The organism is Synechococcus sp. RC10B2, assembly GCF_047502635.1.
In genome coordinates this window covers 6,639-19,630 of sequence record NZ_JANSHO010000059.1, presented here as the reverse complement: position 1 = coordinate 19,630, position 12,992 = coordinate 6,639, and the positions used below count along the sequence as shown (strand labels likewise).

At 60.0% G+C, this 12,992-nt stretch carries 11 protein-coding genes and 1 CRISPR repeat array; of the genes, 3 read left to right on the top strand and 8 right to left on the bottom strand.

Annotated features, from left to right (window positions below; genetic code table 11):
- Positions 1-78: 78 nt before the first annotated feature.
- Positions 79-492: a DUF4168 domain-containing protein gene (locus NW855_RS07935; RefSeq protein WP_011430755.1), complete on the bottom strand. Its 414-nt coding sequence runs from the start codon at positions 490-492 to the stop codon at positions 79-81.
- 339 nt (positions 493-831) lie between these two features.
- On the opposite strand from NW855_RS07935, the gene bchI reads away from it, so the two are divergent.
- A complete protein-coding gene (gene bchI, locus NW855_RS07930) occupies positions 832-1,890 on the top strand; it encodes a magnesium chelatase ATPase subunit I (RefSeq protein ID WP_011430756.1) in 1,059 nt (352 codons plus the stop codon).
- 38 nt (positions 1,891-1,928) lie between these two features.
- Here bchI and NW855_RS07925 read toward each other — a convergent pair whose 3' ends face one another.
- The 7 genes from NW855_RS07925 to ylqF all read right to left on the bottom strand — a co-directional run bounded on the left by NW855_RS07925 (position 1,929) and on the right by ylqF (position 9,653).
- Positions 1,929-2,534 (bottom strand): cofactor assembly of complex C subunit B, encoded by a 606-nt coding sequence (locus NW855_RS07925; RefSeq protein WP_346426093.1) that lies wholly within the window; start codon positions 2,532-2,534, stop codon positions 1,929-1,931.
- 120 nt (positions 2,535-2,654) lie between these two features.
- Positions 2,655-3,179: a thermonuclease family protein gene (locus tag NW855_RS07920; protein ID WP_011430760.1), complete on the bottom strand. Its 525-nt coding sequence runs from the start codon at positions 3,177-3,179 to the stop codon at positions 2,655-2,657.
- Between the two features lie 143 nt (positions 3,180-3,322).
- Positions 3,323-4,477: a homocysteine biosynthesis protein gene (locus tag NW855_RS07915; RefSeq protein ID WP_011430761.1), complete on the bottom strand. Its 1,155-nt coding sequence runs from the start codon at positions 4,475-4,477 to the stop codon at positions 3,323-3,325.
- Between the two features lie 134 nt (positions 4,478-4,611).
- A complete protein-coding gene (gene cpdA / locus NW855_RS07910; protein ID WP_414402561.1) occupies positions 4,612-5,406 on the bottom strand; it encodes a 3',5'-cyclic-AMP phosphodiesterase in 795 nt (264 codons plus the stop codon).
- Positions 5,407-5,623: 217 nt separating this feature from the next.
- Positions 5,624-6,208 (bottom strand): photosystem II reaction center PsbP, encoded by a 585-nt coding sequence (gene psbP, locus NW855_RS07905; RefSeq protein WP_071813523.1) that lies wholly within the window; start codon positions 6,206-6,208, stop codon positions 5,624-5,626.
- Positions 6,209-6,302: 94 nt separating this feature from the next.
- Positions 6,303-8,585, bottom strand: coding sequence for a RelA/SpoT family protein (locus NW855_RS07900; protein ID WP_414402560.1), 2,283 nt, complete (start codon positions 8,583-8,585; stop codon positions 6,303-6,305).
- Between the two features lie 198 nt (positions 8,586-8,783).
- The gene (ylqF, locus tag NW855_RS07895) at positions 8,784-9,653 is read right to left on the bottom strand and encodes a ribosome biogenesis GTPase YlqF (protein ID WP_414402559.1); all 870 of its coding nucleotides are present in this window, start codon (positions 9,651-9,653) and stop codon (positions 8,784-8,786) included.
- A 179-nt stretch (positions 9,654-9,832) separates the two neighbouring features.
- Between ylqF and NW855_RS07890 the strand changes: the two genes are divergently transcribed.
- Together NW855_RS07890 and NW855_RS07885 are read left to right on the top strand one after the other, a co-directional pair.
- Positions 9,833-10,318: a 2Fe-2S iron-sulfur cluster-binding protein gene (locus NW855_RS07890; RefSeq protein WP_099883780.1), complete on the top strand. Its 486-nt coding sequence runs from the start codon at positions 9,833-9,835 to the stop codon at positions 10,316-10,318.
- Between the two features lie 6 nt (positions 10,319-10,324).
- Positions 10,325-11,746 carry an FGGY-family carbohydrate kinase gene (locus NW855_RS07885; RefSeq protein WP_414402558.1) on the top strand — a complete coding sequence of 474 codons (1,422 nt, stop codon included), beginning with the start codon at positions 10,325-10,327 and terminating at the stop codon, positions 11,744-11,746.
- A 13-nt stretch (positions 11,747-11,759) separates the two neighbouring features.
- A CRISPR array of direct repeats spans positions 11,760-12,973; the repeat unit is 36 nt; unit sequence GTTTCCAATTTCTAGGGATCCCCCCGAAGGGGGAAC.
- Positions 12,974-12,992 lie beyond the last annotated feature (19 nt).

The window sequence follows — 12,992 nt, the reverse complement described above, 5'->3', positions numbered from 1 at the left end:
ACCTCCGCTTCCAGCCTACCGCTATCTTCCGTCCTCCGTCACATCCAGGCCAAAGCGCTGCAGGGGATCCAAGGGGGGTTAGGGTTTGGGGCTAGGGCTCACGCTGGGATCCCCGCTTTGCAGGCGCAGGATTTCGGCTTCGATGCGATGTCGGAGGGTTTTGCCTTCTTCGGAGCGAATCCACAAGGTAATGCGGTTGTATTCGGGCACGGTCATGCCGTGGCGGGTGATGATCTCGGTGGCGGTGCGAATGAACTCCCGCCGGATTTGATCTTTGCTGGCCGGATCCGCGGTGGCCTGGGAGCGCTGCTGGGCCTGTTGTCGGTGGGGCTCCATCTCCAGGACGATGCGGGCGTACTTGGCGACCTGTTCATCGGTCAAAACCAGAGAGGTGGCCGGGGTTTGGGCTACGGCAAGGGAAATGCCCAAGACAGGGATCCAAGTACAGGCCCAGATCAGGCCCACCAGCCCTTTTTGGGCCAAGTTGGGCATGGAGAATGCTGTCCACCGTCTCCGACTTGCTTGACCTGACACCGCTGCTATCTCCCCACCCGATAACTGGTCTTCAACAGGGTTGCTGGCGCTTTTGGGATCCTCCCTACTTTGGTGTAGCTCTCGCCTTTACCCAGCTTCAACCCACTCCGGGTATAGGCTCTGATGCTATCTGTTTTTCCCGGCAAAAGGCCAGGGATCCCAGAGCCTGCTTTTTATTTGACCGAAAAGCGGCCTTGAGGTTCCTGGTGCGGCCTTTCCATCTCTTTCCTGCCCATCTCGACGGCCCAGGGGGAGTGGCCTCTGGGATAATGGGGGTAGATGCTCGTTGTTGCCTCTATGAACTTGGAACGTCGCCCGGTTTTCCCGTTTACCGCCATTGTCGGCCAGGAGGAGATGAAGTTGGCCCTGCTCCTCAACGTCATCGATCCCCGCATCGGCGGGGTGCTGATCATGGGGGATCGCGGCACGGGCAAGTCCACCACCATCCGCGCCTTGGCCGATCTGCTGCCCCAGATCGAGGTTGTCAAGGGGGATCCGTTCAACAGCCACCCGCGGCAGCGGGATCTGATGAGCGACCAGGTGTGGGAGCGCCTGCAGGCGGGGGAAACCCTGGAAACCACCTGGATCCAGGTGCCGATGGTGGATCTGCCCCTGGGAGCCACGGAAGACCGGGTCTGCGGCACTCTCGACATCGAGCGCGCCTTGTCTCAGGGGGTGAAGGCTTTTGAGCCGGGGCTCTTGGCCAAGGCCAACCGCGGCATCCTCTACGTGGACGAGGTCAACCTCCTGGACGACCACCTGGTGGATGTCTTGCTGGATGCGGCGGCCTCTGGCTGGAACACGGTGGAGCGGGAAGGGATTTCCATTCGCCACCCGGCCCGCTTTGTCCTGGTGGGATCCGGCAACCCTGAAGAGGGAGAATTGCGGCCCCAACTCTTGGATCGCTTCGGCATGTTTGTCCGCATCGAGACGGTGCGGGATCCGGCCCTGCGAGTGCAGATCGTGGAGGAGCGCAGCCAGTTCGACGCCGACCCCCAGGCTTTTCTGGCCAAATACGCCGAGGCCCAGCAGCGCCTGCGGGAGCGCATTGAAAAGGCCCAGCACCTCTTGCCGACTGTGATGGTGGATCCTGAGTTGCGCCTGAAGATCTCCGGCGTGTGTGCGGCGCTGGAGGTGGATGGGCTGCGGGGCGATATCGTCACCAACCGGGCAGCCAAGGCGTTGGCAGCTCTGGAGGGGCGCAGCGAGGTCACCGTTGCCGATATTCGCCGGGTCATCAGCTTGTGTTTGCGCCACCGCCTGCGCAAGGATCCGCTGGAAACCATCGACTCCGGCTACAAGGTCGAGAAGGCCTTTAGCGAGGTGTTTCAGGTGAGCCTGGAGAGCGCCGCTTAGCTCTCACCCCCAGCCCCTCTCCCCCTGGGAGAGGGGAGCTAGGCAAATAGGGCTTCCAGTTTGTCGGCGATGGCGGCAACCCAGGCCCGCTCCTGGCGGCTGAAGCTGCGCGGCCTGTCGCTGCCCAAAATGAGGCATCCCCTCTGGCCGATGGGCTGGCAGAGAACTGCCTGGGATCCGGGGGGCAACAGGCCGTCGAACTCGGCGCGGGCGGGGAAAAATCTCAGATCCCCCAGGTAGAGGGGCTGACGTGTCTCCAATACCTGCTGCAGGGTGCCCTGAAGCTGCAGGGAGGGCAAGTGGCCGGGGCTGGCCAGGATCCCCCGCTGCAGCAGGGTGCGCCCCTCCACCCAGATCACCACGGTGCGGGCGGCGGTGGTGCTGAGCAGGGTGTGGGAAGCCCAGGCCAGCTCCAGTTTTTCCCTCTCGGACAGATCCGGGTGCCAGTCGCAACCTGGACTTCCCTGCAGGGGGGCAGCCTGGGGAGGACGCGGCTGGATCTGCTGCCACAGCAGGCCGGTCAAGATCAAAACAGCGCTGAGGAGGATCCCCAAGGCGTCGGAGCGGGACTGGCTGGCCAGCAACTCCGGCGTAAACAGCAGGCGATTGGCCAGCACAAGGACGCTGCCCAGAAGGCCGGTCACCAAAGGCAGCCGCCTCAGCCAGCGATTGGGATCCCGGGAAGCCGGAGTGGATTTAACCCTCAAAGCAGGCAGACGTCTCTCAGAGTGCCCAGTAAACCCAGTCTAGAGCTATCCAAGGCGTCAGAGGCGGCTCCAGATGCCGAGGCGCTCTTGGCGGGCTCTTTTTTGCAGGCCACCGAAGTAGCTGTCGTATTTGATGTTGTGGCTGTAGGGAGCGATGCGGGCCAGGCCGTTGCGCACCAGCATAGCGTTCATCTGCTGGCCCTCCAGCCAGACGTAGGCCTCCACCAAGCCGGTGGCATCCACATTGCGCAGCAGCTTATCCCCTTCCAGCTTGACGGTGCGGTGCAGGATGCGCTCCCGCATCAGCTCAATTGCTTGCTGGTAAAAGGGATCCTCCTCCGGGCTAAGACCTTGGATCCCGGCCAGGCGGATGAGGCGCAATTTCTGTTCCCCTTCGACCTGCACCACCAGCGTGTCACCGTTGACCACGCTCACCACCACTGCATCCGGGTAGCGATCAAAGTAGTGGTTGTCGAAGTAGAAGGGGGTATCGGGCACGACCCGCCGCTCCCCAAAGCCGTGGCCGGGCAGGGCCAAGAGCCATCCCAACACCGCAGAGCCAACAGCAATACGCCGGAACATGTCTTTCCCCCTTGCGGATAGCGGCTCCCCTCCCCCAGGGAGCGTTTGTCGGCAACACCTAAGGCGTAATGGTAGCGGCAACTGCCTGGAAGACAACCCCTTGCCAGGGATCCGATGGCCGGTTTGGGAGATGGGGATTCCTACTATGGGTGGGGGTTCTGGGCGAGAAACTCCCGATCCAAGGATAGGGGAGCAACCGGCTGGGTGAGCGTAAACTGACCGCTTACAATCCATTGTTTGAGGATCTCAGCAACTTGCATCGAGCGGCGCAGGCTGGCCAGGGGAGCGGTGCGCACCTTGCGGCCGTTGAGGGTGATGTGGCCGGATTTGAGCTGGGCATAGCTCACCAGGCCAAAGGTGGGGCGCACCCGCCGGGGGATGGAAAAGTCGATCACCGGCGCCACCAGCTCCTCATCCCGGATGGCGATGGGCTCCAGATCGGCGGGGGAAAGGATGGGGATGGGGATCCCAACCCCCAACATCAAGCTGGGGCCGTAGTTGCGGAAGTAGCAGCCCCGCACCCATTCGGCTTGCATCTGTTTGGCGTCGCCAATGAGGGCCAAGGTGGCGGCAGGGCCGATGGGGGTTTGGTTGGGCAGCCGTTTTTGCCGCGGGAAGTGTTGGGTGCCTTCCCAGGCGATGTAGCCGATGCCGCCCCCCAGAAAGATGCGGCTGCCGATCCCCACCCGGCGCAGGAGGGGGTCGTTGAGGAGGGGGGAGAGCTCACCTGGATTGGAATAGACGGCATTGCCCAGGTGCGGCTCCAGCAGGCCCAAATAGGTGTACAGGGGCCGATCCCCGCCGTTGACGCCGACAATGAAGTTTTGGTAGGCGTTGCGGGGGTTGAACAGGTAGAACTGGTTGAGCTGATCCCGCGTCAGGGTGGTCTCGTAGTCAGCGCGGGGATAGCAGTCGGTTACCTGGCCAACAGCCCGCAGGTGCACCCGCTTGCCGGCCACCAGATCGGCGATAACGTGGCCGCCCCCGTAGGGGTGATCGGCTTGCTCGCTGGGCTGGGCTGCCCCTAGGTAAAGATCCACGGCGCCAAAGCCGGCATAGGCGGGCACCCCATTTAGCCAAGCCTGGCGAATCTTGATCGGCGGATCCGTATGGCCCAGGTTGAGGATGGCCCCCGACGACTCCATCGGCTCAAAGGTGCCCGTGGTTACCACATCCACCTGCTCAAAGGCCTCCTCAAGGCTGAGGGTGGCCAGCTTGGCCTTGGCTTCCAGGGCCGTCCACACCCGCACCTGGCCTTTGGCAATGCGCCGGTTAATTTCTTCTAGAGTTCTTTCCATCGCCTTCAAAAGATGGCAAGGGTCTGGGCAGATCTCCCTCCCAGAGGGGCCACAGCGCCAATCAATATCAATAGCTTAGAGAGCCCAAAGGCGCTCGAGGGGGGAGGGTTGCCGTCGGCTGAGAGGGGGATCTTTCAGTACCCTTTCAGAGCTAGGTTGGGCATTTGCAGGGCGGCTTCCACCCGTTGCACCTGGGTTTTGAAGCTGCCATCCTGCTCCAGCCATATCTGCCTCAGGGCCGGGGGGATCACGTCCAGGCTAAACCGAGAGCTTTTGGGGCGAAATTGCACACAGGTGGAGGGACAGGCAAAGTAATCGATCCCCTGCCGGCGGCGGTGCAGGTCTTGGTGGATGTGGCCGAAGATCACCAGGCGAATGTGGTCGAACTCGTCCAAAACCTGAAACAGCCGCTCCGGCTGCTGCAGGGCACTCTGATCCAGCCAGTCGGAATCCACCGAGAAGGGGGGGTGATGCAGGGCCAAGAGAACATGGTTCTGGGCAGCCTGGCTGCGCTGCAGCTCCTGGCGGAGCCACAGCAAGGCGCCATCCGTTAGGTAGCCGCTGTCTTTGCCCGGCACCAGAGAGTTCAACAAAATAAAGCTCCAGTTCTCTCGGCTGAAGCTTTTCTCCCGGTGTACTCGCTCGGCGCAGAGCTCTGAGTTCATGTTATGAAGGCGATCGTGGTTTCCCGCCAGCCAATAGGTGTCGATGGGAAGAGCTCGCAGATGCTCCCGCAAACGGGCATAGGCGGCGGCGCTGCCATCCTGGGCGAGATCCCCGGTGAGCAGCAGCAGATCGGGCAAGGGATCCAAGGCGGCAATGGCCTTTTGCACCTGCAGGAAAGAGGTCTCCGTGTCCACCCCCAACAGCCGCTGGTGCGGCTTGGCAAACAGATGCAGGTCGCTGATCTGAACCACGTATACGGTCATAGACCAGACTGAAGGGGGATAGAAGCCCATCTCTGCAGATTTAAAACATTACCGTTTTAGCAGCAGATGTCTCGCCTGGGATCTGAAGAGCCAAATCGATCTCAATTGGTACAACCTTTATATGGATTGGGCATTGATGCAATTTCTGCAATCAGGCCTGCCTTGGCTGAGGCTTCCTAGAGCAGCTAAGATTCTCAAAAAATCTTGGAGAAAAGTCTTAAGAGACATTCAAAGAATGGCCCACATTCCTGAAGGCAGCCTGCACCTGCGGCCAGCGGGATTCTTGGGTGGAGGCAGTCAGAGTATAGAGGCGATGGTGGCGCACGGTTACCGTCACTACCTCGTGGCGGAGCTGGGATCCGATATCGGTTTGGTACTCAAACAGGTAGTAGGGCCGGCCTTGCCGCTCAAAAGCTTCGGCGGCCAACAGCTTGGTCGAGCGACCAGAGCCTTCCGGGGCGATGATCTTCTCCGCCACCAATTGCCCCACCTCGTCCGGGCCACCTAGATCGGCAATCGTCTCTCCCTTATCAAAGGGGGCAATCATCAGGCTGACGTTCTCCGTCTCGTAGACCAAGTCGCGCAGAAGCACCGCTGGCCCTTTCCCTGGCCCCAAGTTCACTGCCACCATGCCGTTGGGATAGGCAAAGGCAAAGGCTCCGCCAGGATCCCTGTAGGCGCGCAAGTTAGAGCCTGCGGAGCAGGCACCGGTGAGCAAGCTGAGGCAAACACAGAGCAGTAACAACACCCCAGAGAGCCGCTGTCCGAATCGGGCAAGATGCCCACCTTGTGCTGCTGACATGCCGGGATCCTCCGCTCAGATTGGTTACCCATCTCAATCATCCTAATATGGGCGCCTCCTCTCGAACCAGCGAAAAAAAGACCCTAGAAGTTCTTCAGCGGGATCCGTTCTGGTAGTGGCGGGAGCGCAACACCAGCACATCCGAGAGCTGGCGCAATTGACTCTGAACTTGGTCGAGCTGTTTTTTGTCCCGCACATCAATACAGAGATCGATCAGAGCCGTACGGTTGGCAAAGGTCTGCACCCTGGCATTGCGCACATTAATGCTCTGATCCGAAAGACGGGAAAGGATGTCCCGCAGCACGCCAACGCGGTCAATGACCTCCAGGCGCAGTTCCACAGGGTAGATCTGGGTGCTCTGCCGTAATTGCTCCTCGTTCCAGCGCACCGGCACCAGCCGCTCGCCCGGAACCTGAGCCACCCGCGGACAATCGCGATGATGAATGGTGATACCCTTGAAGCGGGTAACCACGCCCAGGATGGGATCCCCTGGCAGCGGGTTGCAACATTTGGCCAACTGGTGTTTCAGACCCTCCACCCCCAGGATGGGAGATTGGGATCGGCTGGAACCTCGGCTCCCATCGGCCCGCGGCAGCAGCAGCTTGGCTTCCTCAAGGGATCCCTCCTCTGGCGGGGGAGAGACTGCCGGCTTGCTCACCTCCTGCAGCCGATGGAGCACCTGCGTGGGGGTGACCTCTCCATAGCCCAGCGCCGCCAGCAGGTCGTCCACGCTGGTGTAGTTGAGCTTCTCGGCCACCTTTTGCATCCGCTCCGACTTGAGCAGCGCATCGAACCCCGTTTTGCCCAGCTCCCGCTCCAGCAAGTCCCGGCCCCGGGCGATGTTTTGCTCGCGATTGCAGCGCTTAAACCATTGGCGAATGCGGTTGCGGGCCGAGCTGGTGGCTACAAAATTGATCCAGTCCAGGCTGGGGTGGGCGTTCTTGTGGGTGATGATTTGGACAATGTCGCCATTGCGCAGGCGGGTATTCAAGGGCACGATCTTGTTGTTCACCCGCGCCCCGGCACAGTGATCCCCAATTTCAGAGTGAATGCGATAGGCAAAGTCCACCGGGCAGGATCCCTGGGGCAGGGCCAGCAAGTCTCCTTTGGGCGTAAAGACGTAAACCTCGCTCTCAAATAGGTTCTCGCGAATGGTGTCCAGGTATTCTTTGTCGTCCTTGAGGTCGTTTTGCCACTCCAACAGTTGCCGCAGCCAGGTAAAGCGCTCTTCCTCGGGCTTTACGGGGGTGCTGCCGGCTTCTTTGTACTTCCAGTGGGCGGCAATGCCGTATTCGGCCACGCGGTGCATCTCTTCGGTGCGGATCTGCACCTCCACCGGTCGGCCCTGTAGGCCGATCACAGCCGTATGCAAAGATTGGTAGCGGTTGGCCTTGGGCAAGCCAATGTAGTCTTTGAAACGACCCGGAATGGGGCGAAAACAGTTGTGAACGACCGCCAGCACCCGGTAGCATTCGCTCACGGTTTGCACGATAACCCGCACGGCCAGGAGATCGTAGATCTCGTGAAATTCTTTGCGCTGCTGCTGCATCTTGCGGTAGATGCCGTACAGGTGCTTGGGCCGCCCGCTAATCTCAAAGTGCTCTAGCCCCCCTTGAATGAGGTGCTTCCGCAGCTCTTCAATAAACGCTTGGATCTCTGCCTCTCGCTCGCTACGCTTGGCGTTGACCAGCTCTTGAATCTGGCGATAGGCTTCGTAGTCCAGGTACTTAAAGGCCAAGTCTTCCAGTTCCCACTTGAAATGCCAGATCCCCAGCCGGTTGGCCAAGGGGGCGAAGATCTCCATAGTTTCGGCTGCAATCTGTTTTTGCTTGTGGGGGGGCAGATATTGCAGCGTGCGCATGTTGTGCAAGCGATCCGCCAACTTGACCACAATGACCCGGATATCCTTGGCCATGGCCACAAACATGCGGCGGAAGTTTTCTGCTTGCTGCTCCGTTTTGCTGGAGAAATTAAACTGAGAAAGCTTGGTTACCCCCTCCACCAGCAGGCGAACCTCAGGGCCAAATTCGGCCTCTAGGGCCTCCAGGGTAACTTCCGTATCTTCGACAACATCGTGCAGAAGGCCAGCAGCTACGGTAACGGCGTCACCCCCCAACTCCCGCAACAGGCTGGCCACGGCCACCGGATGGGCGATGTAGGGATCCCCTGATTTCCGCTTTTGGCCCTTGTGCAAACAGTAGGCAAACTCGAAGGCCCGGCGCAGCAAATCTGCCTCTTCCGCCGTGTAGGATCGCAGCCCATCGCCGAGATCTTCAGCGCCTGAAAGCAAAGCCCGCAGCCATCCCGGCACCTCAAAATCCAGGCTATTTAGGTCAAAGCCTCCCTCTAAGCTGGCGGCAACAGCAGGCTGACCCATGGGAATCTAGCAAGGAGGATGGTTTACTCCCTGGAGTTTCTTACAGCCTATCCCCAACTTTACCCGTCCGCAGGCAGGTTAAAGGCAAAAAGCGCTGCGAAAAACTTCAGGGAAAAATCTGGCGCAGTGTTAGTATTCTAGTTCCATCCTATCACTCACTCTGCCGCATCTCGTAGCAACATATACAGACAGATGAAGCTAGCCTCTTGCTAGAGGGCTAGAGCTGGGAGGAAGTTGCAAAGCTAGAGGCCCTAGCCACCCCTTGCGGTAGTCGTTGAGGATTTGCCTTGCCGCTCGCTCGGTATCGCCTTGGTAGCGCCGTTGGGCCAGCTCCTGGACTGCCACGCTGCCAGGGGGGATTGGATCGAGCCAGCCGTAGCGCTGTTGCAAAAGAGCTTGGGCCTGGGGCTGCACCTGCAGCAGTTGATCCACAAAGTAGGCCGCTACGCGCTCGGGGTCGTAGGCGGCAGCGCCAATGTCATCGCAGATGGCTAGCAGCGTGGCTGCCCGCTGATCCGGCAGCGAAGGCGGGAGGATGCCCGGCGAGTCCAGCAAATCCAACTCGCCCCCTAGCCGTACCCACTGCAGTTGCCGGGTTACCCCAGGGCGCGCGGCGCTCTCGACGGCTCGCCGTCCCAAAAGTCGATTCAACAAGGCAGACTTGCCCACATTGGGAAAGCCCACCACCACGGCCCGGACAGCCCGCGGCCGCATGCCCCGCCGTTGCCGCCGCTCGTTTACCGCTTGCCCCATCTGTAAGATGGCTTGCTTGAGGCGGGGCACCCCTTCTCCCGATTGGCCGTTGGTGGGATAGACCGGGATCCCTTGCTGCGAAAAATGCTCCTGCCACGCTTTGAGATCCCTTGCCGCAATGGAATCGGCTCGGTTAAGCGCCAAGAGGCGAGGTTTTTCCCCCAGCCACTTGTCCAGCTCAGGGTGACGGCTGGCCAGCGGGATCCGCGCGTCCACCACTTCAATTGCCACGTCCACCAGCCGCAATTGTTCCCGCAACTGGCCAATGGCCTTGGCCACATGGCCGGGATACCACTGGATGGGCGGAGAGCTCATGCCGCCAAAACCTTGGAAAAGCTCGACGGCTACGCAAACAAGGACAGGATCTACTTTAGCCTGCCCAGCCCGCTCCTTCCCAATCCCAGGGCGAGTAAAAAATAATACAGTATAGGTGTGACTAGGATCCCTTGCCAGGACAAGCTAACGTTAAGGGATGTAACAACGAAGGAGAGACAATGGTCAAGCGGGTGCGGTTGGATCCCATTGCTCAGGTGTCGGAAGTGGCCACCAACAGCAACTTGCTCTCGGTGCTGTTGCGGGAAGAGCTGAATGTCTTGAAAGAGTGCGGCGGGCGCGGCCTCTGCGCCACCTGTCATGTGTATGTAAAAGAGGGGATGGAATCGCTCTCGGCCATGACCCCCCGGGAGCAGCGCACCTTGGAGGTGATCACCACTCGTAAGACCAATTCCCGCCTAGCTTGTCAAGCGCGGGTTCTGGGGGAAGGGGTGGTGGTGGAGTTGCCGGTGGGGATGTACATCAACGCTTTTAAGGATATCGAGGTGTTGATTGGGCGGCGGGCGGAGCAGCCCCTTTTGCACCCAGTAACTGGCGCCGTTTTGGTGCAAGCGGGCAAGCTGATTACGCGCTCGGTGCTGGAGTCGGTGAAGAACCTCGATCTAGACATCCAAGAGGCTTTGGCCCGCAGCAGCCGAGATTTCTAGAGCTCTATGGGACCTGTATTTCTCGGGATCGACCTAGGCACTTCGGGAATGCGGGTGGTGGCCCTCTCGGAGGCAGGCGAGATAGTGGGCAAAAGCGAGCGCTCCTGGGATCCACCGGAAACCAACCCGGGCCGCTGGCTGCGCACCCTGAAGACGCTGCTGGCACACCTGAAGACCCAACTGGGGGATCGCTACGCCATCGTTGCCCTCAGTGCCTGTAGCACCTCTGGCACGGTTTTGCCGGTAGACGGGCGGGGCATGCCGCTGGATCAGGCCTGGCTGTATTCCGACCTGCGGGGACAGGCCCAGGCCCGGCGCTTGGGGATCCCGGCCAGTTGGGGGCTCAGCCGCTGGCTGTGGTGGGCAGAAGCCCATCCTGATCAATACCGGGACAGCTACCTGGCCCACCCGGCGGACTTTCTCCTGAGCCAACTGGGAGGCCGCCGGCGGGTAACCGATCACACCCATGCCCTAAAAAGCGGCTTCGACCTGGAAACCTACACGTGGCCGCGGGAGTGGCTGTCTCGCCATGGCCTCGACCCCAAGCGCTTTCCTGAGGTGGTGGCGCCAGGAACGGTTCTGGGAACGGTGCGGGCGGAGTGGGAGCTGGGGCCAGAGGTGCTGATTGCTGCCGGGATCACCGATGGCTGCGCCGGACAGTTGGCCGCAGGGGCTACTCGCTTGGGGCAGGTTGCCACCAGCCTGGGCACAACCCTCATCTTCAAGGCCAACAGTGCTGTTCGCGTGAGCGGGACGGAGTCCTATCCCGTGCAAACGCAAAGCCTCTACTCCCATCTGCACCCCGACCGAACCAGTTGGTGGCCAGGAGCAGCCTCCTTCTGCGGCGGCGGGGTCTTGCCCCACTTCTTCCCCGGCGGCAACTTTGCTGCCCTGGATCGGCAGGCGGAAGCCCATCTGCCCACGGGCTTGGTCAGCTATCCCCTCTGCCGACCCGGCGAGCGTTTTCCCATCCTGGATAGTGAATTTGCCGGCTTCTTGCCCCAGGCGGAAGTGGGATCCCCTCGCTTCTATGCAGCTCTCTTGGAAGGGGTGGCAATGGTGGAGCGGCTGGGGCTGGAGACCTTGGCCGCCCACGGGATCCCCATAGAGGGAACGCTGTTGACCACCGGCGGCGGCTGCAAAAGCCCTCTGTGGCTGCGCCTGCGCGCCAGCCTCCTTGCCCGCCCCTTAGCAGTGGTCAAGCACCCCGAGGCCGCCGTAGGGGCAGCTGTCCTGGCCGCCTCGGCCTATTGGTGCTGCTCGGTGCAGCAGGCTGCCGATCGGCTGGTGCAGGTGGAACGCCTCATCCAGCCCGATCCCGAGTGGGTCAAGGCCTATACCGAGATCTACTCGGAGTTCCTTAGCCGCCTTCCTAATTTCTGGAGATTCCCTGAAGGGAGAGCCACTAACCCGCTACTCACTGGGTAGCAGGTTTTCTTTTGTTTCCAATTTCTAGGGATCCCCCCGAAGGGGGAACGAGCGGAGGAAGCCCAACGTGCTGCCGAAAACTTGCGGTTTCCAATTTCTAGGGATCCCCCCGAAGGGGGAACTCACTACCTAGTCGCGATTCCATACCGCGATCGTTGGTTGTTTCCAATTTCTAGGGATCCCCCCGAAGGGGGAACTCCAGGTAGGTCACCGTTCGGCGGTGGAGCTTGTACTCGGTTGTTTCCAATTTCTAGGGATCCCCCCGAAGGGGGAACCGCGTTTCACGATGGGCCACACTATCTAAAACCTCCCCCAAGTTTCCAATTTCTAGGGATCCCCCCGAAGGGGGAACGTGTAGGATTGCCTATCCTACGGTAGGTTTGGCTTTGTTTCCAATTTCTAGGGATCCCCCCGAAGGGGGAACACCAATCGCCAAATTCGTCGTGCTCATGCGCTGGCGTTTCCAATTTCTAGGGATCCCCCCGAAGGGGGAACGACTTTACCCCGGTCGGGGATCTAACCATCCCCGAAGTTTCCAATTTCTAGGGATCCCCCCGAAGGGGGAACTGGAGTTTAAACAAAACGGAGTCCGTTTGATATACAGTTTCCAATTTCTAGGGATCCCCCCGAAGGGGGAACCACAACGGAAAGTTGTTGTGGTTTTATGATGATAAAGGTGTTTCCAATTTCTAGGGATCCCCCCGAAGGGGGAACATGGAAAACGTTGAAACTGAATGACAACATCGTTCAGTTTCCAATTTCTAGGGATCCCCCCGAAGGGGGAACGTTGAGTACGAAGGCTTTGCCGAGCAGTTCTATATGGTAGTTTCCAATTTCTAGGGATCCCCCCGAAGGGGGAACAGTGCACACTCCACGAAGTGCCCGACTGGGTGGAGTTTCCAATTTCTAGGGATCCCCCCGAAGGGGGAACCTCATTTGGGTCGAATTTGCATTTAAATTCTTCCTCGTGTTTCCAATTTCTAGGGATCCCCCCGAAGGGGGAACACTCTGGAAAGCCGGCAAAGGGGAGGTTGATCCTAACTTGTTTCCAATTTCTAGGGATCCCCCCGAAGGGGGAACAGCCCTCTTCGATGATCACCCAGCGATCTTTATAAGGGTTTCCAATTTCTAGGGATCCCCCCGAAGGGGGAACTTTTATCCCACACAAGGGAGGAGTACATTATGATTACAGTTTCCAATTTCTAGGGATCCCCCCGAAGGGGGAACTTTTATCCCACACAAGGGA

Excerpts from the sequence above, each read along its gene's own strand:
- NW855_RS07885 (WP_414402558.1), top strand. The coding sequence starts at position 10,325 with ATGGGACCTGTATTTCTCGGGATCGACCTAGGCACTTCGGGAATGCGG.
- cpdA (WP_414402561.1), bottom strand. The coding sequence starts at position 5,406 with ATGACCGTATACGTGGTTCAGATCAGCGACCTGCATCTGTTTGCCAAG.
- ylqF (WP_414402559.1), bottom strand. The coding sequence starts at position 9,653 with ATGAGCTCTCCGCCCATCCAGTGGTATCCCGGCCATGTGGCCAAGGCC.
- NW855_RS07915 (WP_011430761.1), bottom strand. The coding sequence starts at position 4,477 with ATGGAAAGAACTCTAGAAGAAATTAACCGGCGCATTGCCAAAGGCCAG.
- psbP (WP_071813523.1), bottom strand. The coding sequence starts at position 6,208 with ATGTCAGCAGCACAAGGTGGGCATCTTGCCCGATTCGGACAGCGGCTC.
- NW855_RS07900 (WP_414402560.1), bottom strand. The coding sequence starts at position 8,585 with ATGGGTCAGCCTGCTGTTGCCGCCAGCTTAGAGGGAGGCTTTGACCTA.
- NW855_RS07890 (WP_099883780.1), top strand. The coding sequence starts at position 9,833 with ATGGTCAAGCGGGTGCGGTTGGATCCCATTGCTCAGGTGTCGGAAGTG.
- NW855_RS07920 (WP_011430760.1), bottom strand. The coding sequence starts at position 3,179 with ATGTTCCGGCGTATTGCTGTTGGCTCTGCGGTGTTGGGATGGCTCTTG.
- NW855_RS07935 (WP_011430755.1), bottom strand. The coding sequence starts at position 492 with ATGCCCAACTTGGCCCAAAAAGGGCTGGTGGGCCTGATCTGGGCCTGT.
- bchI (WP_011430756.1), top strand. The coding sequence starts at position 832 with ATGAACTTGGAACGTCGCCCGGTTTTCCCGTTTACCGCCATTGTCGGC.